The sequence below is a fragment of the Burkholderia sp. Tr-20355 genome (genome assembly GCF_017104685.1).
GTDB classification, from domain to species: Bacteria; Pseudomonadota; Gammaproteobacteria; order Burkholderiales; family Burkholderiaceae; genus Burkholderia; species Burkholderia seminalis.
Genome location: NZ_JAAGPK010000008.1, coordinates 1 through 25,811 on the forward strand (window position 1 = coordinate 1; position 25,811 = coordinate 25,811).

At 66.8% G+C, this 25,811-nt stretch carries 32 protein-coding genes and 1 pseudogene; 32 read left to right on the plus strand and 1 reads right to left on the minus strand.

From position 1 onward, the window contains the following. Window positions 1–61 precede the first annotated feature (61 nt). The 28 genes and pseudogenes from thiS (at window position 62) to tatC (ending at window position 20,610) form a co-directional block, all read left to right on the plus strand. The gene (thiS, locus tag G3N62_RS02945; RefSeq protein WP_027783340.1) at window positions 62–259 is read left to right on the plus strand and encodes a sulfur carrier protein ThiS; all 198 of its coding nucleotides are present in this window, start codon (window positions 62–64) and stop codon (window positions 257–259) included. Window positions 260–297: 38 nt separating this feature from the next. Beyond that, window positions 298–1,113: a thiazole synthase gene (locus tag G3N62_RS02950; RefSeq protein ID WP_034189825.1), complete on the plus strand. Its 816-nt coding sequence runs from the start codon at window positions 298–300 to the stop codon at window positions 1,111–1,113. Then, window positions 1,110–2,234, plus strand: coding sequence for a thiamine phosphate synthase (gene thiE, locus G3N62_RS02955; protein WP_124670920.1), 1,125 nt, complete (start codon window positions 1,110–1,112; stop codon window positions 2,232–2,234). The genes G3N62_RS02950 and thiE overlap by 4 nt, the downstream gene beginning before the upstream one ends. A gap of 84 nt (window positions 2,235–2,318) precedes the next feature. Continuing rightward, window positions 2,319–3,140, plus strand: a complete 822-nt coding sequence (locus G3N62_RS02960; protein ID WP_006477138.1) for an ABC transporter ATP-binding protein — start codon at window positions 2,319–2,321, stop codon at window positions 3,138–3,140. Beyond that, window positions 3,137–3,904 carry a lipid asymmetry maintenance ABC transporter permease subunit MlaE gene (gene mlaE / locus G3N62_RS02965; RefSeq protein WP_034189823.1) on the plus strand — a complete coding sequence of 256 codons (768 nt, stop codon included), beginning with the start codon at window positions 3,137–3,139 and terminating at the stop codon, window positions 3,902–3,904. Before G3N62_RS02960 ends, mlaE begins: the two co-directional genes overlap by 4 nt. A 24-nt stretch (window positions 3,905–3,928) precedes the next feature. Next, entirely contained in the window at window positions 3,929–4,489 is a 561-nt protein-coding gene (gene mlaD / locus G3N62_RS02970) for an outer membrane lipid asymmetry maintenance protein MlaD (RefSeq protein WP_034189822.1), read from the plus strand. Between the two features lie 31 nt (window positions 4,490–4,520). Then, window positions 4,521–5,321: pseudogene (locus G3N62_RS02975) on the plus strand (VacJ family lipoprotein); the annotation flags it as partial. 450 nt (window positions 5,322–5,771) lie between these two features. Next, window positions 5,772–6,401 (plus strand): ABC transporter substrate-binding protein, encoded by a 630-nt coding sequence (locus G3N62_RS02980; protein ID WP_034189861.1) that lies wholly within the window; start codon window positions 5,772–5,774, stop codon window positions 6,399–6,401. Then, a complete protein-coding gene (locus G3N62_RS02985) occupies window positions 6,398–6,673 on the plus strand; it encodes an STAS domain-containing protein (RefSeq protein ID WP_034189821.1) in 276 nt (91 codons plus the stop codon). Before G3N62_RS02980 ends, G3N62_RS02985 begins: the two co-directional genes overlap by 4 nt. Window positions 6,674–6,865: 192 nt before the next feature. Next, window positions 6,866–7,792, plus strand: coding sequence for an ABC transporter ATP-binding protein (locus G3N62_RS02990; protein ID WP_034189820.1), 927 nt, complete (start codon window positions 6,866–6,868; stop codon window positions 7,790–7,792). Then, entirely contained in the window at window positions 7,789–8,619 is an 831-nt protein-coding gene (locus G3N62_RS02995; RefSeq protein WP_241012828.1) for an ABC transporter permease, read from the plus strand. Before G3N62_RS02990 ends, G3N62_RS02995 begins: the two co-directional genes overlap by 4 nt. Before the next feature lie 56 nt (window positions 8,620–8,675). Beyond that, window positions 8,676–8,915 carry a BolA family protein gene (locus tag G3N62_RS03000; RefSeq protein WP_006477131.1) on the plus strand — a complete coding sequence of 80 codons (240 nt, stop codon included), beginning with the start codon at window positions 8,676–8,678 and terminating at the stop codon, window positions 8,913–8,915. 14 nt (window positions 8,916–8,929) lie between these two features. Further along, window positions 8,930–10,279 (plus strand): UDP-N-acetylglucosamine 1-carboxyvinyltransferase, encoded by a 1,350-nt coding sequence (murA, locus tag G3N62_RS03005; RefSeq protein WP_034189819.1) that lies wholly within the window; start codon window positions 8,930–8,932, stop codon window positions 10,277–10,279. Then, complete coding sequence (gene hisG, locus G3N62_RS03010) at window positions 10,276–10,929, plus strand: ATP phosphoribosyltransferase (protein WP_012327780.1); 654 nt, start codon at window positions 10,276–10,278, stop codon at window positions 10,927–10,929. Before murA ends, hisG begins: the two co-directional genes overlap by 4 nt. A 24-nt stretch (window positions 10,930–10,953) precedes the next feature. Continuing rightward, window positions 10,954–12,270, plus strand: a complete 1,317-nt coding sequence (gene hisD, locus G3N62_RS03015) for a histidinol dehydrogenase (RefSeq protein ID WP_034189818.1) — start codon at window positions 10,954–10,956, stop codon at window positions 12,268–12,270. Window positions 12,271–12,417: 147 nt separating this feature from the next. Beyond that, window positions 12,418–13,491, plus strand: a complete 1,074-nt coding sequence (gene hisC / locus G3N62_RS03020; RefSeq protein WP_069706014.1) for a histidinol-phosphate transaminase — start codon at window positions 12,418–12,420, stop codon at window positions 13,489–13,491. 65 nt (window positions 13,492–13,556) lie between these two features. Then, window positions 13,557–14,144: an imidazoleglycerol-phosphate dehydratase HisB gene (gene hisB, locus G3N62_RS03025; RefSeq protein WP_006477126.1), complete on the plus strand. Its 588-nt coding sequence runs from the start codon at window positions 13,557–13,559 to the stop codon at window positions 14,142–14,144. Between the two features lie 62 nt (window positions 14,145–14,206). Further along, window positions 14,207–14,827, plus strand: coding sequence for a YchE family NAAT transporter (locus G3N62_RS03030; RefSeq protein WP_049032488.1), 621 nt, complete (start codon window positions 14,207–14,209; stop codon window positions 14,825–14,827). Further along, window positions 14,824–15,465, plus strand: a complete 642-nt coding sequence (hisH, locus tag G3N62_RS03035; protein WP_034189815.1) for an imidazole glycerol phosphate synthase subunit HisH — start codon at window positions 14,824–14,826, stop codon at window positions 15,463–15,465. The genes G3N62_RS03030 and hisH overlap by 4 nt, the downstream gene beginning before the upstream one ends. A 163-nt stretch (window positions 15,466–15,628) precedes the next feature. Beyond that, the gene (gene hisA, locus G3N62_RS03040) at window positions 15,629–16,384 is read left to right on the plus strand and encodes a 1-(5-phosphoribosyl)-5-[(5-phosphoribosylamino)methylideneamino]imidazole-4-carboxamide isomerase (RefSeq protein WP_034189814.1); all 756 of its coding nucleotides are present in this window, start codon (window positions 15,629–15,631) and stop codon (window positions 16,382–16,384) included. Window positions 16,385–16,488: 104 nt separating this feature from the next. Beyond that, window positions 16,489–17,262: an imidazole glycerol phosphate synthase subunit HisF gene (hisF, locus tag G3N62_RS03045; protein WP_011350732.1), complete on the plus strand. Its 774-nt coding sequence runs from the start codon at window positions 16,489–16,491 to the stop codon at window positions 17,260–17,262. Further along, a complete protein-coding gene (gene hisI, locus G3N62_RS03050) occupies window positions 17,262–17,678 on the plus strand; it encodes a phosphoribosyl-AMP cyclohydrolase (protein WP_034189813.1) in 417 nt (138 codons plus the stop codon). Before hisF ends, hisI begins: the two co-directional genes overlap by 1 nt. Then, window positions 17,675–18,040 (plus strand): phosphoribosyl-ATP diphosphatase, encoded by a 366-nt coding sequence (locus G3N62_RS03055; RefSeq protein WP_034189812.1) that lies wholly within the window; start codon window positions 17,675–17,677, stop codon window positions 18,038–18,040. Before hisI ends, G3N62_RS03055 begins: the two co-directional genes overlap by 4 nt. 71 nt (window positions 18,041–18,111) lie before the next feature. Continuing rightward, the gene (locus G3N62_RS03060) at window positions 18,112–18,504 is read left to right on the plus strand and encodes a membrane protein (RefSeq protein ID WP_034189811.1); all 393 of its coding nucleotides are present in this window, start codon (window positions 18,112–18,114) and stop codon (window positions 18,502–18,504) included. 29 nt (window positions 18,505–18,533) lie between these two features. Next, the gene (locus tag G3N62_RS03065) at window positions 18,534–18,899 is read left to right on the plus strand and encodes a histidine triad nucleotide-binding protein (RefSeq protein ID WP_034189810.1); all 366 of its coding nucleotides are present in this window, start codon (window positions 18,534–18,536) and stop codon (window positions 18,897–18,899) included. A 93-nt stretch (window positions 18,900–18,992) separates the two neighbouring features. Next, entirely contained in the window at window positions 18,993–19,223 is a 231-nt protein-coding gene (tatA, locus tag G3N62_RS03070; protein WP_034183658.1) for a Sec-independent protein translocase subunit TatA, read from the plus strand. Window positions 19,224–19,249: 26 nt separating this feature from the next. After that, complete coding sequence (gene tatB, locus G3N62_RS03075) at window positions 19,250–19,780, plus strand: Sec-independent protein translocase protein TatB (RefSeq protein ID WP_034189809.1); 531 nt, start codon at window positions 19,250–19,252, stop codon at window positions 19,778–19,780. 41 nt (window positions 19,781–19,821) lie between these two features. Next, window positions 19,822–20,610, plus strand: coding sequence for a twin-arginine translocase subunit TatC (tatC, locus tag G3N62_RS03080; RefSeq protein ID WP_034189808.1), 789 nt, complete (start codon window positions 19,822–19,824; stop codon window positions 20,608–20,610). Between the two features lie 210 nt (window positions 20,611–20,820). On the opposite strand, the gene G3N62_RS03085 is transcribed toward tatC, so the two are convergent. Next, on the minus strand, window positions 20,821–22,026 hold the full coding sequence (locus G3N62_RS03085; protein WP_034189807.1) for a Do family serine endopeptidase: 1,206 nt from the start codon (window positions 22,024–22,026) through the stop codon (window positions 20,821–20,823). 21 nt (window positions 22,027–22,047) lie between these two features. On the opposite strand from G3N62_RS03085, the gene G3N62_RS03090 reads away from it, so the two are divergent. The 4 genes from G3N62_RS03090 to G3N62_RS03105 all read left to right on the plus strand — a co-directional run bounded on the left by G3N62_RS03090 (window position 22,048) and on the right by G3N62_RS03105 (window position 25,795). Beyond that, window positions 22,048–22,794 (plus strand): Nif3-like dinuclear metal center hexameric protein, encoded by a 747-nt coding sequence (locus G3N62_RS03090; protein ID WP_124670919.1) that lies wholly within the window; start codon window positions 22,048–22,050, stop codon window positions 22,792–22,794. 218 nt (window positions 22,795–23,012) lie between these two features. Further along, window positions 23,013–23,633: a ubiquinol-cytochrome c reductase iron-sulfur subunit gene (petA, locus tag G3N62_RS03095; protein ID WP_006477110.1), complete on the plus strand. Its 621-nt coding sequence runs from the start codon at window positions 23,013–23,015 to the stop codon at window positions 23,631–23,633. After that, window positions 23,633–25,015, plus strand: coding sequence for a cytochrome bc complex cytochrome b subunit (locus G3N62_RS03100; protein ID WP_034189805.1), 1,383 nt, complete (start codon window positions 23,633–23,635; stop codon window positions 25,013–25,015). The genes petA and G3N62_RS03100 overlap by 1 nt, the downstream gene beginning before the upstream one ends. A gap of 21 nt (window positions 25,016–25,036) precedes the next feature. Beyond that, entirely contained in the window at window positions 25,037–25,795 is a 759-nt protein-coding gene (locus G3N62_RS03105; RefSeq protein ID WP_034189804.1) for a cytochrome c1, read from the plus strand. The last annotated feature ends 16 nt before the right edge of the window (window positions 25,796–25,811 follow it).

The window sequence follows — 25,811 nt, forward strand, 5'->3', positions numbered from 1 at the left end:
TCCGCAGCGACGCGCGCCAGCCGGCCTGACGCGCGCCGCCGACCGAATCCGACCGAGCCTCATGGATATCCAGATCAACCAACAGACCCTGACGCTGCCCGACGGCGCGACGGTGGCCGACGCGCTCGCCGCGTACGGCGCGCGGCCGCCGTACGCGGTCGCGCTGAACGGCAATTTCGTCGCGCGCACGCAGCATGCGGCGCGCGCGCTCGCGGCGGGCGACAAGCTCGACGTCGTGCACCCCGTCGCGGGCGGCTGAGCGCCGCCGGTTCGTCCCCGCTCTTCCAGGAAAACGACATGACGTCCCTCACCTCCGCCGACGCGCTGACGCTGTACGGCGAAACCTTCGCAAGCCGCGTGCTGCTCGGCACGTCGCGTTATCCGTCGCTGCAGTCGCTGTCCGATTCGATCGACGCGTCGCGTCCCGGGATGGTGACGGTCGCGCTGCGCCGCCAGATGACGGGCGGCACCGCAGAAGCCGGCTTCTTCGACCTGCTCAAGCGCCACGCGGTGCCGCTGCTGCCGAACACGGCCGGCTGCCAGACCGTCGCCGAGGCCGTGACGACCGCGCACATGGCGCGCGAGGTGTTCGGCACCGACTGGATCAAGCTCGAGCTGATCGGCGACGACTACACGCTGCAGCCCGATCCGGTCGGGTTGATCGAGGCCGCCGCGCAACTGGTCAAGGACGGCTTCAAGGTGCTGCCGTACTGCACCGAGGATCTCGTGATCGGCCGGCGCCTGCTCGACGTCGGCTGCGAGGCGCTGATGCCGTGGGGCGCGCCGATCGGCACGGGCAAGGGCATCGTGAACCCGTACGGCCTGCGCGTGCTGCGCGAGCGGCTGCCGGACGTGCCGCTGATCGTCGATGCGGGGCTCGGCGTGCCGTCGCACGCGTGCCAGGTGATGGAGTGGGGCTTCGACGGCGTGCTGCTGAACACGGCCGTGTCGCAGGCCACGCACCCGGAGATCATGGCGCGCGCGTTCGCGCAGGGCGTCGAGGCGGGGCGCGCCGCGTACCTGGCCGGGCCGATGGACGCACGCGAGACCGCGCACGCGAGCACGCCGGTCGTCGGGATGCCGTTCTGGCACCAGGACGGGGGCGGCGCATGAGCGCGCGCTTCGCCGACGCATTCTGGCCGCCGGCCGACGAGCTGGCCGAAGCGGCCGAACGGATTCGCGCCCGCCTCGGCGACTGGCCGGACGGCGCGGCGCCGTGGCGGCTCTGCGTGGCGGCGCCCGACGTGCCGTCCGACGGCGACGTGCTGATCGTGTCCGCCGGCGACCGCATCGCGCAGGCGCGCGCGTCGGCCGCGTCGCGGCCGGCCTCGCCGGAGGCGGTCGCGATCGAATTCGACGAGCAGGGCGCGGTGCTGCATGCGGCGGGCGCGCGTTACGCGCTCGAAGCCGCGCATCCGCTCGCGGACGACTGGATCGCGGCGCTCGCCGCCTTCCTCGATTGCGGTTTCGCGCCGGTCGACGCGCTGGTGCTCGCGCTGGCGTGGCAAGACGGCGACGAGACGCGCGCCGCCGACGCGTGGCCGGTCGATGCCGCGCGGTTTCCGCGTGTCGCCGGGCTGCCGCCCGCGCCGGAGCCGGCATTCGCGCCGTGTCCCGCGCAACTCGGCCTCTATCCGGTCGTGCCGGACGCGGCGTGGGTCGAGCGCGTGCTCGAGGGCGGTGCGCGGACCGTGCAACTGCGCGTGAAAGGCGCGACGCCGGACGCGCTGCGCCGGGAAATCGCGCGTGCGGTCGCGGCGGGGCGTCGTTATCCCGATGCGCGCGTGTTCATCAACGATCACTGGCAGATCGCGGTAGATGAAGGCGCGTACGGCGTTCATCTGGGTCAGGAGGACCTCGAAACGGCCGATCTGGCCGCGATCGCGCGCGCGGGCCTGCGGCTCGGACTTTCGAGCCACGGTTATTACGAGATGTTGCGGGCGTTGCACGCGCGCCCGAGCTACCTCGCGCTCGGCCCCGTCTACGCGACCGCCACGAAGGCCGTCGCCGCGCCGCCCCAGGGCCTCGCGCGGATTGCCCGCTACGCGCGCTTCGCCAGCGCGCGGGCGCCGCTCGTCGCGATCGGCGGGGTGGGGCTCGACACGCTGCCGGCCGTGCTGGCGACGGGCGTCGGCAGCGTCGCGGTGGTCAGCGCGGTCACGGGCGCCGCCGATTATCGGACGGCGCTTATTGCGCTGCAGCAATGTTTTCCCGGACAATTTGACAATCATTGACCGCCGGGCCCGGAACGGCGTCACGACATCATTCCAATGCAGGCCCTATAATTCGGCGTTCTGCGTAAAAGGACTGTCAGCTCCGTGAGCCCCACTCCTACCGAGACCCTGCTGGAACTTCGCGACGTCGACTTTGGCTACGGCGACCGCCTCGTCCTGTCCAACCTGAACCTGCGCTTCGGGCGTGGGCAGGTCGTCGCGGTCATGGGCGGCTCGGGTTGCGGCAAGACCACCGTGCTGCGCCTGATCGGCGGCCTCGTGCGCGCGCGCCGCGGCCAGGTGCTGTTCGACGGCGCCGACGTCGGCGCGCAAACGCGCGACGGCCTGTACGCGCTGCGCCGCAAGATGGGCATGCTGTTCCAGTTCGGCGCGTTGTTTACCGACATGTCGGTGTTCGAGAACGTCGCGTTCGCGCTGCGCGAGCATACCGACCTGCCCGAAGACCTGATCCGCGACCTCGTGCTGATGAAGCTCAACGCGGTCGGCCTGCGCGGCGCGCGCGACCTGATGCCGTCCGAGGTGTCGGGCGGGATGGCGCGCCGGATCGCGCTCGCCCGTGCGATCGCGCTCGATCCGCAGCTCATCATGTACGACGAGCCGTTCGCCGGCCTCGACCCGATCTCGCTCGGCATCACCGCGAACCTGATCCGCACGCTGAACCAGGCGCTCGGCGCGACCTCGATCCTCGTCACGCACGACGTGCCGGAATCGTTCGCGATCGCCGACTACGTGTACTTTCTGGCCAACGGCGGCGTGCTCGCGCAGGGCACGCCCGACGAGCTGCGCGCGTCGACCGATCCGAGCGTGCGGCAGTTCATCGACGGCGCGCCGGACGGCCCGTTCAAATTTCATTACACGAGCCCGCCGCTTGCAGCGGATTTCGGGCTCGGCGGAGGGCGCGCATGATCAGCGCGATCGGACGTTACGTCATCGGCGGCCTCGAGCGCGCGGGCTACGGCACGCGGCTGTTCGTACGCCTCGTGCTGCAATTCTTCCCGCTGCTGCGCCGGCCGCGGCTGGTCACGAAGCAGATCCACTTCCTCGGCAACTATTCGTTCGTGATCATTGCCGTGTCGGGGCTGTTCGTCGGCTTCGTGCTCGGCCTGCAGGGCTATTACACGCTGAACCGCTACGGGTCCGAGCAGGCGCTCGGCCTGCTGGTCGCGCTGTCGCTCGTGCGCGAGCTCGGCCCGGTTGTCACCGCGCTGCTGTTCGCGGGCCGCGCGGGCACGTCGCTCACGGCCGAGATCGGCCTGATGAAGGCCGGCGAGCAGCTCACCGCGCTCGAAATGATGGCGGTGGACCCGATCAAGACGGTGATCGCGCCGCGCATGTGGGCGGGCATCATCGCGATGCCGCTGCTCGCGGCGATCTTCAACGCGGTCGGCGTGCTTGGCGGCTACTTCGTCGGCGTCGTGCTGATCGGCGTCGATCCGGGCGCGTTCTGGTCGCAGATGCAGGGCGGGGTCCAAGTCTGGGCCGACGTCGGCAACGGCGTGCTGAAGAGCATCGTGTTCGGGTTCGCCGTGACCTTCATTGCGCTGTATCAGGGGTATGAAGCGAAGCCCACGCCCGAAGGCGTGTCGCGCGCGACCACCAAGACGGTCGTGTTCGCGTCGCTCGCCGTACTCGGCCTCGATTTCCTGCTGACCGCGCTGATGTTCAGCTAAGCCTCAGCCAAGCCAAATTTTGGGATGACGATGAAAAAGACTGCTCTCGACTTCTGGGTCGGCCTGTTCGTGGTGGTGGGCTTCCTTGCGGTGCTGTTCCTGGCGCTGAAGGTCGGCAACATGAGCTCGCTGTCGTTTCAGCCGACCTACTCGGTCCGGATGAAATTCGACAATATCGGCGGGCTGAAGCCGCGCGCGGCCGTGAAGAGTGCCGGCGTCGTGGTCGGCCGCGTGAAGTCGATCGGCTTCGACACGAACACGTACCAGGCGCTGGTGACGATCGACATCGACGGCCAGTACCCGTTCCCGAAGGATTCGTCGGCGAAGATCCTGACGTCGGGCCTGCTCGGCGAGCAATACATCGGCCTCGATCCGGGCGGCGACACGGAAATGCTGAAGTCGGGCGATACGATCTCGATGACGCAGTCGGCGATCGTGCTCGAGAACCTGATCGGCCAGTTCCTGTACAGCAAGGCCGCCGATGCGGGCGGTGCGAAGCCGGCAGCCGGCGCGCCGGCTGCGCCGGCTCCGGTGGCGGTGCCGGCGTCGGCGGTGTCCGCCGCGTCCGGTTCGGCGGCCCAATAACCACACGAGAGAATAGAAGAGGGTAATGACCATGCAGACGATCCGCATCAGGCACGCCGCGCTGGCGATAGCGGCAGCCGCCGCGTTGAGCGGCTGCGCGACCGTGCAGACGCCGACCAAGGGCGATCCGCTCGAAGGCTTCAACCGGACGATGTACAAGTTCAACGACACGGTCGACACCTACGCGCTGAAACCGGTCGCGAAGGGCTACCAGTACGTGGTGCCGCAGCCGGTGCGCGACAGCGTGACGAACTTCTTCTCGAACATCGGCGACGTCTACATCGCGGCGAACAACATCGTGCAGCTGCGGATCGCGGACGGCGTCGGCGACATCATGCGCGTCGTGATCAACACGGTGTTCGGCGTCGGCGGCCTGTTCGACGTCGCGACGATCGCGAAGCTGCCGAAGCACACGGCCGATTTCGGGATCACGATGGGCCGCTACGGCATGCCGTCGGGCCCGTACCTCGTGCTGCCGCTGCTCGGCCCGAGCACGCTGCGCGACACGGCCGGCCTCGGCGTCGACTACGTCGGCAATCCGCTTACCTACGTGAAGCCGGACGGCCTGAGCTGGGGCCTGTTCGGCGTTAACCTCGTCAACACGCGTGCGAACCTGCTCGGCGCGGGCGACGTGCTGGATGCCGCGGCGCTCGACAAGTATTCGTTCGTGCGCAACGCGTACCTGCAGCGCCGCCAGATGCTGATCAGCAACGCGCGCGGCGAGGCCGCCGCGACGTCGAGCAACGACGCGCTGCCGAAGTACGATCTGCCGGACGACGGCGCGGCACCGGCGGCGGCCGGTACGGCGGGCGCGGCAGCGGTGAGCGGCGCGACCGACAAGGCTTCGGTCGGAAGAAACGCGTACCTGCAGCGCCGCCAGATTCTGAGAAGCAACGCGCGCGGCGGGGCCGCCGCGCCGTCGAGAAACGACGCGCTGCCGAAGTACGATCGGCCGGACGACGGCGCGGCACCGGCGGCGGCCGGTACGGCGGGCGCGGCAGCGGTGAGCGGCGCGACCGCGCCGGCGGGGGCATCGGGCGCGGCGGTTGCCACGCCGGCCTCGGGCACGGCCGAAGGACCGAATCCGGCCAGCGAAACGAACGTGCCGGCGATGCAGGTGGCGCCGCCGTCGCCGGGCGGGTTCCGTTTCCCGAGCATCCGGCTGCACTGACGGATTTACATTCGTTACAGCCGGAAACGATTCAGTCGGTAGCGTGCGCGAACTTGCGCGTAAGCTACCTGCTCCAACCTTCGCATCGACTCATTCATGCAGGTCACTATGATGAAAAAACTGTTCCTGATCCCCGTATTCGCGGCGCTGTTCTCGTTCGGCAGCGCGGCTCACGCGCAAGTCGACCAGTCGAACCCGCAGTCGCTGATCAAGACGGCGACGCAGCAGGTGCTCGACGAAGTCAAGCAGCAGACGATCAAGCAGGGCGATACCAACCGCATCATCTCGATCGTCAACAAGGACATCCTGCCGTACACCGATTTCCGCCGCACCACGCAGCTCGCGATGGGCCGCAACTGGCGCACGGCAACGGCCGAGCAGCAGCAGCAGGTTCAGGAGCAGTTCAAGCTGCTGCTGATCCGCACGTACTCGGGCGCGCTGGCGCAGCTGAAGCCGGACCAGCAGATCCAGTACCCGCCGTTCCGCGCCGATCCGGCCGATACCGATGTCGTGGTCAAGACGGTCGCGATGAACAACGGCCAGCCGGTCCAGATCGATTACCGCCTGTACAAGTCGGCGAACGGCTGGAAGGTGTATGACCTGAACGTGCTCGGCGCGTGGCTGATCCAGACGTACCAGCAGCAGTTCAACGAAAAGATCCAGCAAAGCGGCGTGGACGGCCTGATCCAGTTCCTGACGCAGCGCAACCAGCAACTTGCCGCCGGCAAGCAAGCGTCGTGAGCGGCTTCGAAGCCGGCTCCTCACTGACCGTCGCGAGCGCGAAGTCCGCGCTCGCGGACGGTCTTGCGCGCATCGGCGCGGGCGCCACCGCCGTCGATTGCGCGGCGCTGACGCAGTTCGACTCGTCCGCGCTCGCCGTGCTGCTCGCATGGCAACGTGCCGCCATGTCGCGCGGCGCGACCCTCGACATCCTCAATCTCCCGCCGAAGCTCGCCAGCCTCGCGCGCGCCTACGGCGTCGACGCGCTCATCGACGGCACCGGGCGACATTGACCCTGTCCGACCGGAGCCTGCCGCGCCAGCCGGCGCGCGCACGCGTCAGGCCGCGCGCCTCCGGCGCCGGCTCCCCCAGCCGGTTTGCCCTATAATCAAGCGTTTTGCGGGGCAGCCAATCGGCGTCCGGCCCCCATTTTCTTTCGCAGCAAGCACAGAATAGGCGTCGCGGCCCTGGCGTCGCGCACAGTCATGTCAGCCATAGAAATCCGTCACGTCAAGAAGCGCTACAAGTCGCTTCAGGCGCTCAAGGGCGTCAGCCTGTCGGTCGAGGAAGGCGAGTTTTTCGGTCTGCTCGGCCCCAACGGCGCAGGCAAGACCACGCTCATCAGTATCCTCGCCGGGCTCGCCCGGGCCGACGAAGGCAGTATCTCGGTGCGCGGCCACGACGTCGTCAAGGACTTCCGCGGTGCGCGCCGCGCGCTGGGTGTCGTCCCGCAGGAACTCGTCTTCGACCCGTTCTTCACCGTCCGCGAGACGCTGCGGATCCAGTCCGGCTATTTCGGGCTGCGCCGCAACGACGACTGGATCGACGAAGTGATGGCCAATCTCGACCTCACCGAGAAGGCCGACGCGAACATGCGCGCGCTGTCGGGCGGGATGAAGCGCCGCGTGCTCGTCGCGCAGGCGCTCGTGCACCGGCCGCCCGTGATCGTGCTCGACGAGCCGACCGCCGGCGTCGACGTCGAATTGCGCCAGACGCTGTGGAAATTCATCTCGCGCCTGAACCGCGAGGGTCACACGATCGTGCTGACCACCCATTACCTCGAGGAAGCCGAGTCGCTGTGCGACCGCATCGCGATGCTGCGCCGTGGCGAGGTGGTCGCGCTCGACCGCACCGACGCGCTGCTGCGCCGCTTCGCGGGGCTGCAGCTCTATCTGCGGCTCGCGACGGGCGCGCTGCCGGCCGAGCTGCGCGGGCTGGAGACCGACCCCGCCGCGCGCGCGCCGGGCGAGCACCTGCTGCGTCTCACGAGCTACGACGATGTCGAACGCATTCTCGCGCAATGCCGCGCGGCAGGCTGCACGTTCGACGAGATCGAGGTCCGCAAGGCCGACCTCGAGGATGTGTTCGTCCAGGTGATGAACGGGGCCGAGGTGATCGAGGGTCTGGCATGAATCAACAATCCCCGCGCGAACTGCGTTCCCTGCCGGCCGAAGGGACGCTGGGCACGGCCCGGCGCGTGCCGGGCAGCGGCTTCCGGACGCTGTTCTACAAGGAACTGCTGCGTTTCTGGAAAGTGTCGTTCCAGACGGTGCTCGCGCCGATCGTCACGGCGCTGCTGTACCTGACGATCTTCGGTCATGCGCTGTCGGGCCGCGTCGAGGTCTATCCGGGCGTCGAGTACGTGAGCTTTCTCGTGCCGGGCCTCGTGATGATGAGCGTGTTGCAGAACGCGTTCGCGAACAGCTCGTCGTCGCTGATCCAGTCGAAGATCACCGGCAACCTCGTGTTCATGCTGCTGCCGCCGCTGTCGTACGGCGACATCTTCGGCGCGTACGTGCTCGCGTCGGTCGTGCGCGGGCTCGCGGTCGGCACCGGCGTGTTCGTCGTGACGATCTGGTTTATCCCGATGCATTTCGCGGCGCCGCTGTTCATCATTGCGTTCGCGCTGCTCGGCTCGGCGATCCTCGGCACGCTCGGCCTGATCGCCGGGATCTGGGCCGAGAAGTTCGACCAGCTCGCCGCGTTCCAGAACTTCCTGATCATGCCGCTGACGTTCCTGTCGGGCGTGTTCTATTCGACGCACTCGCTGCCGCCCGTGTGGCGCGAGATCTCGCGTCTCAATCCGTTTTTCTACATGATCGACGGCTTTCGTTTCGGGTTCTTCGGCGCGTCCGACATCAACCCGTTCGCGAGCCTCGCGATCGTTACCGGTTTCTTCGTGCTGCTCGCGCTGATCGCGATGCGGCTGCTCGCGACCGGCTACAAACTGCGTCATTGATATCGACAGGCTGCGGCCGCCTCCCGGGGCGCCGCCGCCGACAGGAGCCTTACACCATGTTGCCGACTCCCGAACAGGTCAAGCAATACATCGCCGGCGGTCTCGCCTGCACGCATCTGGAAGTCGAAGGCGACGGCCAGCATTTCTTCGCGACGATCGTGTCGGCGGCCTTCGAGGGCAAGCGGCCGATCCAGCGGCACCAGCTCGTCTATGCGGCGCTCGGCGATCGCATGAAGCAGGAAATCCACGCGCTCAGCATGAAGACGCTGACGCCCGCCGAATGGCAGAACGCATAACCGGAAATCACTGAGTGCAAGTCACCGTCAACGAGCGCGACGCCGTCAAGAGCGTCGCCACGGCACACCCGGCCGCCAACGGGGAATCGCAGGGACAGGGGATGGACAAGCTCGTGATCGAAGGCGGTAACCGTCTGTCCGGCGAGATCGTCGTGTCGGGCGCGAAGAACGCCGCACTGCCGATCCTGTGCGCGGGGCTGCTCACCGCCGATCCGGTCGATCTCGACAACGTGCCGAACCTGAAGGACGTGCGCACCACGCTGAAGGTGCTGAACCAGATGGGCGTGAAGAGCGAGACCGACGGCTGCCGCGTGCAGCTCGACGCGTCGCGCGTCGACAACCTCGTCGCGCCGTACGAGCTCGTGAAGACGATGCGCGCGTCGATCCTCGTGCTCGGCCCGCTGCTCGCGCGCTTCGGCGAGGCGAAGGTGTCGCTGCCGGGGGGCTGCGCGATCGGCGCGCGTCCGGTCGACCAGCACATCAAGGGGCTGCAGGCGATGGGCGCCGAGATCAGCATCGAGCACGGCTTCATCGAAGCGCGCGCGAAGCGCCTGAAGGGCGCGCGCATCGTGACCGACATGATCACGGTGACGGGCACGGAAAACCTGCTGATGGCCGCGACGCTGGCAGACGGCGAGACGGTGATCGAAAACGCCGCGCGCGAGCCGGAAGTGAGCGATCTCGCCCACCTGCTGGTCGCGATGGGCGCGAAGATCGACGGTATCGGCACCGATCGCCTCGTGATCCAGGGCGTCGAGCGGCTGCACGGCGCGCGCCATTCGGTGATCCCCGACCGCATCGAGGCCGGCACGTTCCTGTGCGCGGTCGCGGCGGCCGGCGGCGACGTGATGCTGACGGGCGTGCGCCCGCACATTCTCGACGCGGTGATCGACAAGCTGCGCGAAGCCGGCGTGTCGATCGAGGAAGGCGACAGCTGGCTGCGCGTGAAGATGGACCGCCGCCCGTCGGCCGTGACGATCCGCACGTCGGAATACCCGGCGTTCCCGACCGACATGCAGGCGCAGTTCATGGCCCTCAATACGGTCGCGACGGGCACCGCGCAGGTCGTCGAAACCATTTTCGAGAACCGCTTCATGCACGTGCAGGAGCTGAACCGGCTCGGCGCGAACATCACGATCGACGGCAATACCGCGCTCGTGACGGGCGTCGAGAAGCTGTCCGGCGCGAACGTGATGGCGACCGACCTGCGTGCGTCGGCGAGCCTCGTGATCGCCGGGCTGCGCGCCGACGGGGAAACGCTCGTCGACCGGATCTATCACCTGGACCGCGGCTACGACCGCATGGAAGCCAAACTGACCGCCGTCGGCGCGAACGTGCGCCGCCTTTCCGGGAGCCAAGCATGACCGCGCCGCTGACCCTCGCCCTGTCGAAGGGCCGGATTTTCGAGGAAACCCTGCCGTTGCTCGCCGCGGCCGGCGTGCAGGTGACCGAGGATCCGGAAACGTCGCGCAAGCTGATCCTGCCGACGACGAACCCGGACCTGCGCGTGATCATCGTGCGCGCGAGCGACGTGCCGACCTACGTCGAATACGGCGCGGCCGATTTCGGCGTGGCCGGCAAGGACGTGCTGGTCGAGCACGGCGGCTCGGGCCTGTACCAGCCGATCGATCTGAACATCGCGCGCTGCCGGATGTCGGTGGCGGTGTCGGCCGGCTTCGATTACGCGAGCGCCGTGCGCCAGGGCGCACGCCTGCGCGTCGCGACGAAGTACGTCGAAACGGCGCGCGAACACTTCGCCGCGAAGGGCGTGCACGTCGACCTGATCAAGCTGTACGGCTCGATGGAGCTCGCGCCGCTGGTCGGGCTGGCCGACGCGATCGTCGACCTCGTCAGCTCGGGCGGCACGCTGAAGGCGAACAATCTGGTCGAGGTCGAGGAGATCATGGCGATCTCGTCGCGCCTCGTCGTGAACCAGGCCGCGCTGAAGTTGAAGCGCGCGGCGCTCAAGCCGATCCTCGACGCGTTCGAACGCGCGTCGCAGAATGGCGGTTGAGCGCATCACCGTAACGGAACTCCCATGTCCATCACCATCCGCAAGCTCGATTCGACGAACGAAGGCTTCGGCGCCGCGCTGCGCGCGTTGCTCGCGTTCGAGGCAAGCGAAGACGAAGCGATCGAGCAATCGGTCGCGAAGATCCTCGCCGACGTGAAGTCGCGCGGCGACGCCGCGGTGCTCGAGTACACGAACCGCTTCGACCGGCTGAGCGCGAACAGCGTCGCCGCGCTCGAACTGCCGCAGGACGCGCTGCAGACGGCGCTCGACGGTCTCGCGCCGAAGGCGCGCGCGGCGCTGGAAGCGGCCGCGGCGCGTGTGCGCGCGTACCACGAGAAGCAGAAGATCGAGTGCGGCACGCATAGCTGGCAGTACACGGAAAGCGACGGCACGGTGCTCGGCCAGAAGGTCACGCCGCTCGACCGCGTCGGCCTGTACGTGCCGGGCGGCAAGGCCGCGTATCCGTCGTCGGTGCTGATGAACGCGATTCCCGCGCGCGTCGCGGGCGTCGGCGAGATCGTGATGGTCGTGCCGACGCCGGACGGCGTGAAGAACGACCTCGTGCTCGCCGCGGCGCTGCTCGGCGGCGTCGACCGCGTGTTCACGATCGGCGGCGCGCAGGCGGTCGGCGCGCTCGCGTACGGCACGGCGACGGTGCCGGCCGTCGACAAGATCTGCGGCCCCGGCAATGCGTACGTCGCGTCGGCGAAGCGCCGCGTGTTCGGCACGGTCGGTATCGACATGATCGCCGGGCCGTCGGAAATCCTCGTGCTGTGCGACGGCACGACCGATCCGAACTGGGTCGCGATGGACCTGTTCTCGCAGGCCGAGCACGACGAGCTCGCGCAGTCGATCCTGCTGTGCCCGGACGGCGCGTTCCTCGACCGTGTCGAGAAGGCGATCGACGAGCTGCTGCCGTCGATGCCGCGCCGGGACGTGATCCGCGCATCGCTCGAAGGGCGCGGCGCGCTGATCAAGGTGCGCGACATGGCCGAAGCGTGCCGGATCGCGAACGACATCGCGCCCGAGCACCTCGAAATCTCGGCACTGGAACCGCAACAATGGGGCCAGCAGATCCGCCACGCAGGCGCGATCTTCCTCGGCCGCTACACGAGCGAAAGCCTCGGCGACTACTGCGCGGGGCCGAACCACGTGCTGCCGACGTCGCGCACCGCGCGTTTCTCGTCGCCGCTCGGCGTGTACGACTTCATCAAGCGTTCGAGCCTGATCGAGGTCAGCGCGGAAGGCGCGCAGACCCTCGGCGAGATCGCCTCCGAGCTCGCGTACGGCGAAGGGCTGCAGGCGCACGCGAAGAGCGCCGAGTTCCGGATGAAGGGCTGACCACGCACCACGCGGGGCCGAGCCGGGGCGGGCGCCGATGCGCCGGCGCCGGCCGCACCGCGGAGCGCGGCTGGAGACCAGTGCAGGGCGGCAGCCGCCGCCTTGCCGACCATTTGATGCCGGCGCGACGCACGCCGGCTTGAGACCATGACGACGCCACAAGACATCATCCGCCGCGACGTGCTCGCGATGACGAGCTATCCGGTGCCCGACGCGAGCGGGTTCGTGAAGCTCGACGCGATGGAGAACCCGTATCCGCTGCCCGAACCGCTGGCGGCGGCGCTCGGCGAGCGTCTCGCGCAGGTCGCGCTGAACCGCTACCCGGCGCCGCGCCCGGCCGCGCTGCTCGACAAGCTGCGCCACGCGATGGGCGTGCCGGCCGGTTGCGACGTGCTGCTCGGCAACGGTTCCGACGAAATCATCAGCATGATCTCGGTCGCGTGCGCGCAGCCGGGCGCGAAGGTGCTCGCGCCGGTGCCGGGTTTCGTGATGTACGAGCTGTCGGCGAAGCTCGCGCAGCTCGAATTCGTCGGCGTGCCGCTGCAGGCCGACCTGACGCTCGACGTCGACGCGATGCTCGCGGCGATCGCCGGGCACCGGCCCGCGATCGTCTATCTCGCGTACCCGAACAACCCGACCGGCACGCTGTACGACGATGCCGACGTCGAACGGATCATTGCCGCCGCGCGGCACAGCCTGATCGTGATCGACGAGGCGTACCAGCCGTTCGCCGAGCGTTCGTGGCTGCCGCGCGCCGCCGAATTCGACAACGTCGTCGTGATGCGCACGGTGTCGAAGCTCGGTCTCGCGGGCATCCGCCTCGGCTATCTCGTCGGGCGGCACGCGTGGCTGACCGAATTCGACAAGGTGCGCCCGCCGTACAACATCAACGTGCTGACCCAGGCGACCGCCGATTTCCTGCTCGACCACCTCGACGTGCTCGATGCGCAGGCGGCCGAACTGCGCGCGGAACGCACGCGTCTCGCGCAGGCCGTGGCCGCGCTGCCGGGCACGACGGTGTTCCCGAGCGCCGGCAATTTCCTGCTGGTGCGCGTGCCTGACGCGGCCGCCGTGTTCGATGCGCTGCTCACCGAACGGGTGCTGGTCAAAAACGTGAGTAAAATGCATCCATTGCTGGCCGAATGCGTGCGGCTGACCGTCGGTTCTCCCGACGAAAACGCCCGCCTGCTGGCCGCCTTGAAACTCGCGCTGCCCGGTTGAGCCCAGGGCGCGGCGGCGCGCGACGATCAATCCCCATTTACCTCAGACTCAATCAAGGAATTGCCATGCGTGTGGCGGAAGTCGTTCGCAATACCAGCGAAACGCAGATCCGTGTGAAGCTCGATCTCGACGGCACCGGCCAGCAGAAGCTGGCCACCGGCGTGCCGTTTCTCGACCATATGCTCGACCAGATCGCGCGGCATGGGCTGGTCGATCTCGAGGTCGAAGCGCATGGCGACACGCATATCGACGACCACCACACGGTCGAGGATGTCGGCATCACGCTCGGTCAGGCCGTCGCGAAGGCGATCGGCGACCGGAAGGGCATCCGCCGCTACGGCCATTCGTACGTGCCGCTCGACGAGGCGCTGTCGCGCGTCGTGATCGACTTCTCCGGCCGGCCGGGCCTCGAATTCCACGTGCCGTTCACGCGTGCGCGGATCGGCACGTTCGACGTCGACCTGTCGATCGAGTTCTTCCGCGGTTTCGTGAACCACGCGGGCGTCACGCTGCACATCGACAACCTGCGCGGGATCAACGCGCACCATCAGCTCGAGACGGTGTTCAAGGCCTTCGGCCGTGCGCTGCGCGCGGCGGTGGAGCTCGACGAGCGTGCGGCGGGGCAGATTCCGTCGACGAAAGGCAGCCTCTGATCGTCCGGATGGGCGGACGCTAAGGACAACCTCACGGCTTCGGCGCGCGGCGCCGGCTTGCGATGGATCTGCTCAAATCGTTCATTTCGCTGCTGGCGCTGATCAACCCGGTCGGCGCGGTGCCGTTCTTCCTGAGCCTGACGGCGCAGCAGACGGACGGCGAGCGGCGTCGCACGATCCGGATCGCATCGGTGTCGGTATTCTGCGTGATGACGGTGACCGCGCTGCTCGGGCAGCAGATCATCAACTTCTTCGGCATTTCGGTCGGGTCGCTCGAAGTGGGCGGCGGGATCATCATGCTGCTGATGGCGATCAACATGCTGAACGCGCAGATCGGCAACACGCGATCGACGCCGGAAGAGCGCCACGAAGCCGAGCTGAAGGACAACATCGCGGTCGTGCCGCTGGCGATTCCGCTGCTCACGGGCCCCGGCTCGATCAGCACGGTGATCATCTATGCGGCGAACGCGCATCACTGGTATGAACAGGCCGGGCTGGTCGCGATCGGCGCGGTCCTGGCTTTTCTGTGTTTCGTCGCGATGCGGCTCGCCGAGCCGATCGCGAACTGGATCGGCCGCACGGGCATCAACATCGCCACGCGGCTGATGGGTCTGATGCTGTCGGCGCTGGCGGTGGAATTCATCGTCAATGGACTGAGGGCGCTACTGCCTGCACTGAGATGAAAACTTCGATTGCGATTGTGGATTATGGGATGGGCAACCTGCGCTCGGTCGCGCAGGCGCTCAAGAAGGCCGAACCGGCCGCCGACGTGGCGATCGTCGACACGCCGGCCGCGATTCGCGCGGCCGACCGCGTCGTGCTGCCCGGCCAGGGCGCGATGCCCGACTGCATGCGCTGCCTCGGCGAATCGGGCCTGCAGGAGGCCGTGATCGAGGCGTCGCGCACGAAGCCGCTGCTCGGCGTGTGCGTCGGCGAGCAGATGTTGTTCGACTGGAGCGCGGAAGGCGACACGAAGGGCCTCGGCCTGTTGCCCGGCAAGGTCGTGCGCTTCGAGCTCGACGGCCGCGTGCAGGACGACGGCTCGCGCTTCAAGGTGCCGCAGATGGGCTGGAACCGCGTGCGCCAGTCGCAGCCGCACCCGCTGTGGGACGGCGTGCCCGACGACGCGTATTTCTACTTCGTGCACAGCTACTACGTGACGCCGGACAACCCGGCACATACGGTCGGCGAAACGGCATATGGTGCGCCGTTTACGTCCGCGGTCGCGCGGGACAACCTCTTCGCGACCCAATTCCACCCGGAGAAAAGCGCGGAGGTCGGGTTGCGTCTGTACCGCAACTTCGTACACTGGAAACCGTGAACGTGGTGCGCGAACCACAGTCGACGGGCCGCGGAGGCCCGTCTTGCGGGGCTCGCGCGCCTAGGCGCCGAAAGAGTTGTACTAAACTAGCGAGACGGCGCGGTACCGGATTGGCCGGTACGCGCCGGATTCTTTTCTTCTTCCACGACGACACCCGATTGCTATGTTGCTGATTCCGGCCATCGATCTAAAAGACGGTCAGTGTGTGCGCCTCAAACAGGGCGACATGGACCAGGCCACGATTTTTTCCGAGGACCCGGCGGCGATGGCCCGCAAGTGGGTCGATCTCGGCGCCCGGCGGCTCCATCTGGTCGACCTGAACGGCGCATTCGCCGGCAAGCCGAAGAATCTCGAGGCGATCGAAGCGATCCTCGACGAAGTCGGCGATGAAATCCCCGTCCAGCTCGGCGGCGGCATCCGCAGCCTCGAGACGATCGAGAAGTATCTCGACGCGGGCCTGTCCTACGTGATCATCGGCACGGCGGCCGTGAAGAACCCGGGCTTCCTGCAGGACGCGTGCACCGCGTTCTCCGGCAGCATCATCGTCGGGCTCGACGCGAAGGACGGCAAGGTCGCGACCGACGGCTGGAGCAAGCTGACCGGCCACGAAGTGGTCGATCTCGCGAAGAAGTTCGAGGACTACGGCGTCGAATCGATCGTCTATACCGACATCGGGCGCGACGGAATGCTGCAGGGCATCAACATCGAGGCGACCGTGAAGCTCGCGCAGGCGGTCGGCATTCCGGTGATCGCCAGCGGCGGCCTGTCGAACCTCACGGACATCGAGAACCTGTGCGAAGTGGAAGAGCACGGCGTCGAAGGCGTGATCTGCGGCCGCGCGATCTACTCCGGCGATCTCGATTTCGCGGCCGCGCAAAGGCGCGCGGACGAACTGAACGGCGAACTCGACAACGCGTAACGCGGTTTCCCGTTTGCCGGGGCCGCCCGCAGGCGGCCCCGACCGGAAGTCTCGTGCGAGGCTTCCGCAACCGGCCGTCCCAGCGCGGCATTTGGCGCAACATCATGGCTCTAGCTAAACGCATCATCCCCTGCCTGGACGTGACTGCCGGGCGTGTCGTCAAGGGCGTCAACTTCGTCGAGCTGCGCGATGCCGGCGATCCCGTCGAAATCGCCCGCCGCTACGACGACCAGGGCGCCGACGAACTGACGTTCCTCGACATCACCGCGACGTCCGACCAGCGCGACCTGATCCTGCCGATCATCGAAGCCGTCGCGTCGCAGGTCTTCATTCCGCTGACCGTCGGCGGCGGCGTGCGCGCGGTCGAGGACGTGCGGCGTCTGCTGAACGCGGGCGCGGACAAGGTCAGCATGAATTCGTCGGCGGTCGCGAACCCGCAGCTCGTGCGCGATGCGGCCGACAAGTACGGCTCGCAGTGCATCGTCGTCGCGATCGACGCGAAGCGCGTGTCGGCCGACGGCGAGACGCCGCGCTGGGAAGTCTTCACGCACGGCGGCCGCAAGAACACGGGCCTAGACGCGATCGAATGGGCGCGCAAGATGGCCGAGCTCGGCGCGGGCGAGATCCTGCTCACGAGCATGGACCGCGACGGCACCAAGTCGGGCTTCGACCTCGCGCTCACGCGCGGCGTGTCGGACGCGGTGCCGGTGCCGGTGATCGCATCGGGCGGCGTCGGTTCGCTGCAGCATCTGGCAGACGGCATCAAGGACGGCCGCGCCGACGCGGTGCTGGCCGCGAGCATCTTCCACTACGGCGAGCACACGGTCGGCGAGGCGAAGCGCTTCATGGCCGACCAGGGCATCCCGGTGAGGCTGTAATGAATACGGAAACGAAATCCCTGCCCGCGTGGCTCGACAAGGTCCGCTGGGACGACAACGGCCTCGTGCCGGTGATCGCGCAGGAAGCAGCGACGAACGACGTGCTGATGTTCGCGTGGATGAACCGCGAGGCACTGGCGAAGACGATCGAGACGCAGCGCGCGGTCTACTATTCGCGCTCGCGCAAGCGGTTGTGGTTCAAGGGCGAGGAGTCGGGCCACGTGCAGCACGTGCACGAGGTGCGGCTCGACTGCGACGAGGACGTCGTGCTGCTGAAGGTCGAGCAGGTGTCGGGCATCGCGTGCCATACCGGCCGGCATTCGTGCTTTTTCCAGAAATTCGAGGGCACCGTCGACCACGGCGACTGGGTCGCGGTCGAACCGGTGCTGAAAGATCCCGAACACATCTACAAATGACGCAATCGACCGAAGACACGCTGCTGCGCCTCGCGGCCGTGATCGATAGCCGCAAGGGCGGCGACCCCGATCAATCGTACGTATCGCGCCTGTTCCACAAGGGCGACGACGCGGTGCTGAAGAAGATCGGCGAAGAGGCGACGGAAGTCGTGCTGGCCGCAAAGGACGTGCGCCAGGGCGGCGCGCCGAGCGCGCTCGTCGGCGAGGTGGCCGACCTGTGGTTCCACTGCCTCGTGATGCTGTCGCACTTCGAGCTGAGCCCGGCCGACGTGATCGCCGAACTCGAGCGCCGCGAAGGGCTGTCGGGCATCGAGGAAAAGGCGCTGCGCAAGCGCCGCGAGCGCGAGGAAAACGGCGGCTGATGCGCATCGTCCCGCCGCGGTGGCAGCAGTGCGGTAAGCTGTAAGAATTGTCATCTTACGGGGGTAGCATCATGAACGATACGTCGAACCAGTTTCCGACGCCCGCGGTGCCGGGGGCGGCGGATGCCGAGCGCCTGAACGGGCTGCGCACGCTGACTCACGTGCTCTACGGTCTTTATGCATTTCACTGGCTGACGGGCGGCGTCACGGGCATCATCGCGATCATCATCAACTACGTGAAGCGCGGGGACGTGGCCGGCACGCCGTATGCCGACCATTTCGAGTGGCAGATCCGCACGTTCTGGCGCGCGCTGATCGCGTACGTCATCGGGTTCGCGCTGGCATTCGTCGTGGTCGGATTCGCAGTGATGTTTGTCACGTGGATTTGGACGCTGTACCGTATCATCAAGGGTTGGCTGTACCTGAACGACAACAAGACGCTCGATCCGCAGGCGTGGTTCTGACCGGCGCGCGGGCGTTTCGCAGGAGCAACATGAGTCACGATCCGAATTGCCTGTTCTGCAAGATCGCGGCAGGCGAGATCCCGAGCACGAAGGTGCACGAGGACGACGAATTCGTCGCGTTCCGCGACATCCGCCCGGCGGCCGAGACGCACGTGCTCGTGATTCCGCGCCGGCACCTGCCGACGCTGTCGGCGGCGAGCGCGGACGATGCGCCGATGCTCGGCCGGCTGATGCTGCTCGTCGCGCGCCTTGCCGACCAGCTCGGCGTCGCGTACACGGGCGGCGAGACCGGTTTTCGCACGGTGATCAATACGGGCCCGGGCGGCGGGCAGGAGGTCTACCACCTGCACGCGCATATCCTGGCCGGTCCGCGCCCCTGGCAGCGGATGGGTTGACGGCGCGGGGCGTTTCCCCGCATCGATAGTCGAAGCCGGCGCGTCGCCGGCGATTTGCGCCGCCCGGCGGCGTGGTTGAGGAGAGGTTTCATCATGGGTGGATTGAGCATTTGGCACTGGCTGATCGTGCTGCTGATCGTCGCGCTGGTTTTCGGTACGAAGAAGCTGCGCAACATCGGCAACGATCTCGGCAGCGCCGTGAAGGGTTTCAAGGACGGCATGAAGGAAGGCGAAACGCCGGCCGACGCGCAGCAGCTGCCGCGCTCCGGCTCGGTCGACGTCAACGCGAAGGAAACGACGCGTTCCGATTCGAACAAGGCGTAACGCCGGCCCGCTGACAGGCATTCGCGATGCTGGATCTCGGTCTTTCGAAGATGGCGCTGATCGGCGTCGTCGCGCTCGTGGTGCTCGGCCCCGAGCGCCTGCCGCGCGTCGCGCGTACGGCAGGCGCGCTGTTCGGTCGTGCGCAGCGGTACATCAACGACGTGAAGGCCGAGGTCTCGCGCGAAATCGAACTCGACGCGTTGCGGACGATGAAGACCGATTTCGAATCGGCCGCGCGCAATGTCGAGACGACGATTCACGACAACCTGCGCGAGCACGAGAAGGAACTCAACGACACGTGGCATTCCGCGGTCGGCGGTCTTGACGAAGCGTCGGGCGCCGCCGGGTCCTACGGTTCCGACGCGCCTGCTGCGCCGTCGTGGCGCGGCAGTCCGGCCGCGCTCGCGACGAAGCGCCGCAACTGGCGCGTGAAGCAGGCGGCGACGCCTGTCTGGTACAAGCGCGCGACCACCCGCCGCACGCACGTGCAGTCGGGCGCCGCGCGTGTCGCGCGCCACCAGCCGGCCAGCCTGCGCCGGCCGACGCGCTTCTTCTGAGCCGAGCGCATGCTCGCTCGTCAATCCTACCGAGGGCCGGTGTGAGCGACCCCCAGCAGAACCCGGGCGACGCCCCGGAAGAAACCTTCATTTCCCATCTCGTCGAGCTTCGCGACCGCATCATTCGCGCGGGGCTGGCCGTGATCGTCGTGTTCCTCGGGCTCGTCTACTGGGCGCCCGACATCTTCCGGCTGCTCGCGCGGCCGCTGATGGAGAATCTGCCGAAGGACGGCAAGATGATCGTCACCGACGTCACCGGCTCGTTCTTCGTGCCGATGAAGGTCACGATGCTCGTCGCGCTCGTGATCGCGCTGCCGGTCGTGCTGTACCAGATCTGGGCGTTCGTCGCGCCGGGGCTGTACCAGCACGAGAAGAAGCTCGTCACGCCGCTCGTCGGCAGCAGCTACGTGCTGTTCCTGTGCGGGATGGCATTCGCGTACTTCCTCGTGTTCCCGACGATCTTCCGCGTGATGGCGCACTACAACGCGCCGCTCGGGGCCGAGATGACGACCGACATCGACAACTACCTGAGCTTCGTGCTCGGGATGTTCATCGCGTTCGGGGTCACGTTCGAGGTGCCGATCGTCGTCGTGCTGCTCGTCCGGATGGGCGTGCTGACGGTGAAGAAACTGAAGGAAATCCGCCCGTACGTGATCGTCGGCGCGTTCGTCGTCGCGGCGGTCGTCACGCCGCCGGACGTGTTCTCGCAACTGATGCTCGCGCTGCCGCTGATCGTGCTGTATGAAGCCGGGATCCTGGCCGCGCGGTTCTTCGTGCCGAAGAAGCCGGCCGAAGAGGGCGAGGCGGGGAACGGCGAAGCCGCGGGCTGACGGCGGCGCACCGGGCGGCGGGCCGGCTCTTCCGGTCAGCTCGAACGGTGCGGCGATGCCGTGGCCGAGCCGGCAAGCGTGTGGCATTGTCCCCTTCCCGGGCAATACGGATCGGTCGAAGCAAAGCAAAAGGGCAGCCAACCGGCTGCCCTTTTTCATTTCCACCGACGACAACGGGCGCGTGATGTCGCGCGACCCGCCTGCCCAACCTCATTCGGTATCGCTGTCCTGCTCGTCGAGCGTCTGCTTCGGCGGCGGCGGGCGCTTGCCGATCACGACGCTCACGTCGAACTCCTTGCCCTTGCGCACGACGTGCACCTTGGTCGGCGTGCCGGGCTTGATCTGCGCGACGACGTTCAGCAGCTTGGTCGTGTCCGTGATGTCCTCGCCGTTGACCGTGACCAGGATATCGCCCGGCTTGATGCCGGCCTTGTCGGCCGGGCCGCCCTGCAGCACGCCGGCGACGATCGCGCCCGATTTCTGCTGGAGCCCGAACGACTCGGCGATCTCCGGCGTGACGTCCTGCGGTTCGACGCCGATCCAGCCGCGCGTGACCGAGCCCGTCGTGATGATGCTCTCGAGCACCGTGCGCGCGGTCGACACCGGAATCGCGAAGCCGATGCCGAGCGAGCCGCCCGAACGCGAGTAGATCGCCGTGTTGATGCCGAGCAGGTTGCCGTTCACGTCGACCAGCGCGCCGCCCGAGTTGCCGGGGTTGATCGGTGCGTCGGTCTGGATGAAGTTCTCGAACGTGTTGATGCCGAGGTGATTGCGGCCGAGCGCGCTGATGATCCCCATCGTGACCGTCTGGCCGACGCCGAACGGGTTGCCGATCGCGAGCACGACATCGCCGACGCGCGACTGGTCGGAGCGGCCGAGCGTGATCGTCGGCAGGTTCGTCACGTTGATCTTCAGCACGGCCAGATCGGTCTCGGGATCGCTGCCGATCACCTTCGCGGTGGCCGTGCGGCCGTCGGCGAGCGCGACTTCGATCTGGTCGGCGCCGTCCACGACGTGCTGGTTCGTTAGAATGTAACCTTCCGGGCTCACGATAACGCCCGAGCCGAGGTTGGCTGCCGGTTCGTCCTGCTGCTTGCGGGCGTTGCGGTCGCCGAAGAAGTAGCGGAACAGCGGATCTTTCGCGCGCGGGTCGGGCGGCAGCGAGCCGTCCTTGCTGGAGAACACGTTGACGACGGCCGGCATCGCCTTCTGCGCGGCTTCCGCGTACGACGTGGTCGCCGGCGCGCCGCCGATGCCGGGCGCGACCTCCCGCAGCGCAACGATCGGCGTGGCGAGCTGCTTGCCGAGCTGTCCTTGCCGTTGCAGCCATTGCGGCTTGAGCGTCACGACGATGAACATCAGCGCGAGCAGCACGGTAACCGCCTGCGCGAAGAACAGCCAGAAGCGTCTAAGCATCTGAATGGATTAGAGGTTTATATGGATCGGATCGAACTTGAATTGTACTTGAACAATACCCTCGAAACCGCGCGCTTCAAGGACTATTGCCCGAACGGCCTCCAGGTCGAGGGGCGCCGCAAGATCGAGAAGATCGCCACCGGCGTGACGGCGTCGGTCGCGTTCCTCGAGGCCGCGCTCGAATGGGGGGCGGATGCCGTGCTCGTCCATCACGGTTATTTCTGGCGCAACGAGGCGCCGCAGATCACGGGCCGCAAGTACCAGCGCCTGAAGCTGCTGCTCGCGAACGACCTGAACCTGTTCGCGTTCCACCTGCCGCTCGACGCGCATCCCGAATTCGGCAACAACGCGCAGCTCGGCGCGAAGCTCGGGCTGATCGGCGAGCAGCGTTTCGGCGAAGGCGACCTCGGCTGGATGGCGACGCTGCCGATGCCCGTCACGCTCGAGCACTTCGTCGCGAAGGTCGAGAACACGCTCGGCCGCACGCCGCTCGTGCTCGGTGACCCGGAGATGCAGCTGCGCCGTATCGCGTGGTGCACCGGCGCCGCGCAAAGCTATTTCGACGCGGCGATCGATGCCGGCGCGGACGTGTACCTGACCGGCGAGGTGTCCGAATACGTGACGCACACGGCTGCCGAGAGCGGCGTCGCGTTCGTTGCGGCGGGGCACCATGCGACCGAACGTTACGGAATCCAGGCGCTGGGCGCCCACTTGTCCGAAGAATTCGATATCGAGCACCTTTTTATCGATATTCACAATCCGGTCTGAGCGACGGATTTGCGGCGGTGCATCGAAATTTCGCAATGTAGCGGATGCTTAAAAGTGAAATGATTTAATCGCTCCGATAGTGGGGGATAACCCTTAACTATCAAACACTTCGAAGGGATTTTCATCTCCGGGCCTTGTAAATGGCGACTCCATTCGAGCAAACTAGCGGCGGAATGGAAAGTCGTGACGGAAAATCCAACTCAGAAGTGGGGCGTGTGATGCGAGACAAGGAAGAGAAACGCGTCGACAGCGGCCGCCGTACCTGGCTGATTGCGACATCCGTAGCAGGTGGCGTGGGAGGCGTTGCCACCGTCATACCTTTCGCGGCGTCGCTTGCGCCGTCCGCGAAAGCGAAAGCGGCCGGTGCCCCGGTCGAGGTTGATATCAGCGGCCTGAAGCCTGGCGAAATGGTCACCGTGCCGTGGCGCGGCAAGCCCGTCTGGATCCTGAATCGCACCGATTCGATGCTGGCCGACGTGGTCAAGGCCGACAAGGAAGTCGCGGATCCGACCACGAAATCCCCGTATTCGATGCCGTTGCCCGCGTATTGCGCCAACGAATATCGCTCGCGGGCCGATCGCAAGAACATTCTCGTCGTGATGGCCGTGTGTACGCACCTCGGCTGCACGCCTAGCCAACGCTTCACGCCGGGTCCGCAGCCGAACCTGCCGGACGACTGGCCGGGCGGTTTCCTGTGCCCGTGCCACGGTTCGACCTACGACCTCGCCGGCCGTGTGTTCAAGAACAAGCCGGCGCCTCAGAATCTCGACATCCCGCCCTACATGTTCACGTCGGCGACGACCCTCGTGATCGGCAAGGACGAGAAAGGAGAAGCGTGATGGCCGCCGACAACAAAGAAGTCTCCACGACAGGTCTCACCGGCTGGATCGATCAGCGCTTCCCGCTCACGTCCACCTGGAAGAAGCACGTTTCCGAGTACTACGCGCCGAAGAACTTCAACTTCTGGTACTTCTTCGGCTCCCTCGCGCTGCTGGTGCTCGTCAACCAGATCGTCACGGGCATCTTCCTGACGATGAACTACAAGCCCGACTCGATGCTCGCGTTCGCGTCGGTCGAGTACATCATGCGCGAGGTGCCATGGGGCTGGCTGATCCGCTACATGCACTCGACCGGTGCATCGATGTTCTTCGTGGTCGTCTACCTGCACATGTTCCGCGGGCTGCTGTACGGGTCGTACCGCAAGCCGCGCGAGCTCGTGTGGATCTTCGGCTGCGCGATCTTCCTGTGCCTGATGGCCGAGGCGTTCTTCGGCTACCTGCTGCCGTGGGGCCAGATGTCGTTCTGGGGCGCGCAGGTGATCGTGAACCTGTTCTCGGCGATCCCGTTCGTCGGCCCGGACCTGTCGCTGTGGATTCGCGGCGACTACGTCGTGTCCGACGTCACGCTGAACCGTTTCTTCGCGTTCCACGTGATCGCGATTCCGCTCGTGCTGGTCGGTCTCGTGATCGCGCACCTCGTCGCGCTGCACGAAGTGGGGTCGAATAACCCGGACGGCATCGAGATCAAGGCGAAGAAGGACGAGAACGGCATCCCGCTCGACGGCATCCCGTTCCATCCGTACTACTCGGTGCACGATTTCCTCGGCGTGTGCGTGTTCCTGATGATCTTCGCGCTGATCGTGTTTTTCTCGCCGGAGATGGGCGGCTACTTCCTCGAGGCGAACAACTTCGTCCCCGCGAACCCGCTGCAGACGCCGCCCGAGATCGCGCCGGTCTGGTACTTCACCGCGTTCTACGCGATGCTGCGCGCGACCACCGACCCGTTCAAGATCGTGCTGATGATCGTGATCGCGCTGCTCGGCGTGCTCGCGCTGATCCGCGCGCGCGGCAAGTGGAAGGCCGGCCTGCCAGTGCTGGCCGCGGCGATCGTCGTGTTCATGTACCTGACGGAGTCGAAGTTCTGGGGCGTCGTCGTGATGGGCTCGGCGGTGATCACGTTGTTCTTCCTGCCGTGGCTGGACCGCAGCCCGGTGAAGTCGATCCGCTACCGGCCGCTGTTCCACAAGGTGTTCCTCGGGATCTTCGTCGCGGCGTTCCTGACCCTCGCGTTCCTCGGCACGCGGCCGCCATCGCCGGCTGCGACGCTGATCGCGCAGGCCTGCGCGCTGATCTACTTCGCGTTCTTCCTCGGCATGCCCGTCTGGACGCCGCTTGGCACGTTCAAGCAGCCGCCGGAGCGGGTGCGCTTCAAGCCCCATTAACGTGAGCGAGGAGAGAACGACATGAAGAAACTGCTTTCGACACTCGCGCTGATCGGGGCGACCGCGTGTGCGCTGCTGGCGGCGCCGGCCGTGCGGGCGGAAGGTAATTTTCCGCTCGACCGGGCGCCCGATAACACGGAAAATCTCGTTTCGCTTCAGCACGGCGCGCAATTGTTTGTAAACTATTGCCTGAACTGCCACAGCGCGAACCTGATGCGCTACAACCGTCTGACGGATCTGGGCATATCCCAGAAGGAGATCGAAAAGAATCTCCTGTTCACGACCGACAAGGTCGGCAACACGATGTCCGTCGCGATGCGGCCCGAAGACGCGAAGAACTGGCTCGGCACCACGCCGCCCGACCTGTCGGTCGAGGAGCGCGCGCGCGGCCGCGACTGGCTGTATACGTATCTGCGGAGTTTCTACCGCGACGATACGCGGCCGACCGGCTGGAACAACGCGGTGTTCGAGAACGTCGGCATGCCCCATGTGTTGTGGCAGCTGCAGGGGCAGCGCATTGCCAAATTCGAAGACAAGACGGACGAGGAGACGGGCGAGAAGGTCCACACGCTCGTCGGCTTCCAGCAGGTCACGCCGGGCACGCTGTCGTCGCCCGACTATGATGCTGCGGTGGCCGACCTGGTGGCCTATATGACATGGATGTCCGAGCCGGCCCAGCAGACCCGCAAACGCCTCGGCGTGTGGGTGCTGATCTTTCTCGGTGTCCTGACTTTCCTGGCCTGGCGGCTCAATGCCGCGTACTGGAAAGATATCAAGTAAACACGCCTGACCGGCG

What these genes read in the sequence shown, in the direction of transcription:
- thiS (WP_027783340.1), top strand. Translation starts at nt 62, where the DNA reads ATGGATATCCAGATCAACCAACAGACCCTGACGCTGCCCGACGGCGCG.
- G3N62_RS02950 (WP_034189825.1), top strand. Translation starts at nt 298, where the DNA reads ATGACGTCCCTCACCTCCGCCGACGCGCTGACGCTGTACGGCGAAACC.
- thiE (WP_124670920.1), top strand. Translation starts at nt 1,110, where the DNA reads ATGAGCGCGCGCTTCGCCGACGCATTCTGGCCGCCGGCCGACGAGCTG.
- mlaE (WP_034189823.1), top strand. Translation starts at nt 3,137, where the DNA reads ATGATCAGCGCGATCGGACGTTACGTCATCGGCGGCCTCGAGCGCGCG.
- mlaD (WP_034189822.1), top strand. Translation starts at nt 3,929, where the DNA reads ATGACGATGAAAAAGACTGCTCTCGACTTCTGGGTCGGCCTGTTCGTG.
- G3N62_RS02980 (WP_034189861.1), top strand. Translation starts at nt 5,772, where the DNA reads ATGAAAAAACTGTTCCTGATCCCCGTATTCGCGGCGCTGTTCTCGTTC.
- G3N62_RS02990 (WP_034189820.1), top strand. Translation starts at nt 6,866, where the DNA reads ATGTCAGCCATAGAAATCCGTCACGTCAAGAAGCGCTACAAGTCGCTT.
- G3N62_RS02995 (WP_241012828.1), top strand. Translation starts at nt 7,789, where the DNA reads ATGAATCAACAATCCCCGCGCGAACTGCGTTCCCTGCCGGCCGAAGGG.
- G3N62_RS03000 (WP_006477131.1), top strand. Translation starts at nt 8,676, where the DNA reads ATGTTGCCGACTCCCGAACAGGTCAAGCAATACATCGCCGGCGGTCTC.
- hisG (WP_012327780.1), top strand. Translation starts at nt 10,276, where the DNA reads ATGACCGCGCCGCTGACCCTCGCCCTGTCGAAGGGCCGGATTTTCGAG.
- hisD (WP_034189818.1), top strand. Translation starts at nt 10,954, where the DNA reads ATGTCCATCACCATCCGCAAGCTCGATTCGACGAACGAAGGCTTCGGC.
- hisC (WP_069706014.1), top strand. Translation starts at nt 12,418, where the DNA reads ATGACGACGCCACAAGACATCATCCGCCGCGACGTGCTCGCGATGACG.
- hisB (WP_006477126.1), top strand. Translation starts at nt 13,557, where the DNA reads ATGCGTGTGGCGGAAGTCGTTCGCAATACCAGCGAAACGCAGATCCGT.
- G3N62_RS03030 (WP_049032488.1), top strand. Translation starts at nt 14,207, where the DNA reads ATGGATCTGCTCAAATCGTTCATTTCGCTGCTGGCGCTGATCAACCCG.
- hisH (WP_034189815.1), top strand. Translation starts at nt 14,824, where the DNA reads ATGAAAACTTCGATTGCGATTGTGGATTATGGGATGGGCAACCTGCGC.
- hisA (WP_034189814.1), top strand. Translation starts at nt 15,629, where the DNA reads ATGTTGCTGATTCCGGCCATCGATCTAAAAGACGGTCAGTGTGTGCGC.
- hisF (WP_011350732.1), top strand. Translation starts at nt 16,489, where the DNA reads ATGGCTCTAGCTAAACGCATCATCCCCTGCCTGGACGTGACTGCCGGG.
- hisI (WP_034189813.1), top strand. Translation starts at nt 17,262, where the DNA reads ATGAATACGGAAACGAAATCCCTGCCCGCGTGGCTCGACAAGGTCCGC.
- G3N62_RS03055 (WP_034189812.1), top strand. Translation starts at nt 17,675, where the DNA reads ATGACGCAATCGACCGAAGACACGCTGCTGCGCCTCGCGGCCGTGATC.
- G3N62_RS03060 (WP_034189811.1), top strand. Translation starts at nt 18,112, where the DNA reads ATGAACGATACGTCGAACCAGTTTCCGACGCCCGCGGTGCCGGGGGCG.
- G3N62_RS03065 (WP_034189810.1), top strand. Translation starts at nt 18,534, where the DNA reads ATGAGTCACGATCCGAATTGCCTGTTCTGCAAGATCGCGGCAGGCGAG.
- tatA (WP_034183658.1), top strand. Translation starts at nt 18,993, where the DNA reads ATGGGTGGATTGAGCATTTGGCACTGGCTGATCGTGCTGCTGATCGTC.
- tatB (WP_034189809.1), top strand. Translation starts at nt 19,250, where the DNA reads ATGCTGGATCTCGGTCTTTCGAAGATGGCGCTGATCGGCGTCGTCGCG.
- G3N62_RS03085 (WP_034189807.1), bottom strand. Translation starts at nt 22,026, where the DNA reads ATGCTTAGACGCTTCTGGCTGTTCTTCGCGCAGGCGGTTACCGTGCTG.
- G3N62_RS03090 (WP_124670919.1), top strand. Translation starts at nt 22,048, where the DNA reads ATGGATCGGATCGAACTTGAATTGTACTTGAACAATACCCTCGAAACC.
- petA (WP_006477110.1), top strand. Translation starts at nt 23,013, where the DNA reads ATGCGAGACAAGGAAGAGAAACGCGTCGACAGCGGCCGCCGTACCTGG.
- G3N62_RS03100 (WP_034189805.1), top strand. Translation starts at nt 23,633, where the DNA reads ATGGCCGCCGACAACAAAGAAGTCTCCACGACAGGTCTCACCGGCTGG.
- G3N62_RS03105 (WP_034189804.1), top strand. Translation starts at nt 25,037, where the DNA reads ATGAAGAAACTGCTTTCGACACTCGCGCTGATCGGGGCGACCGCGTGT.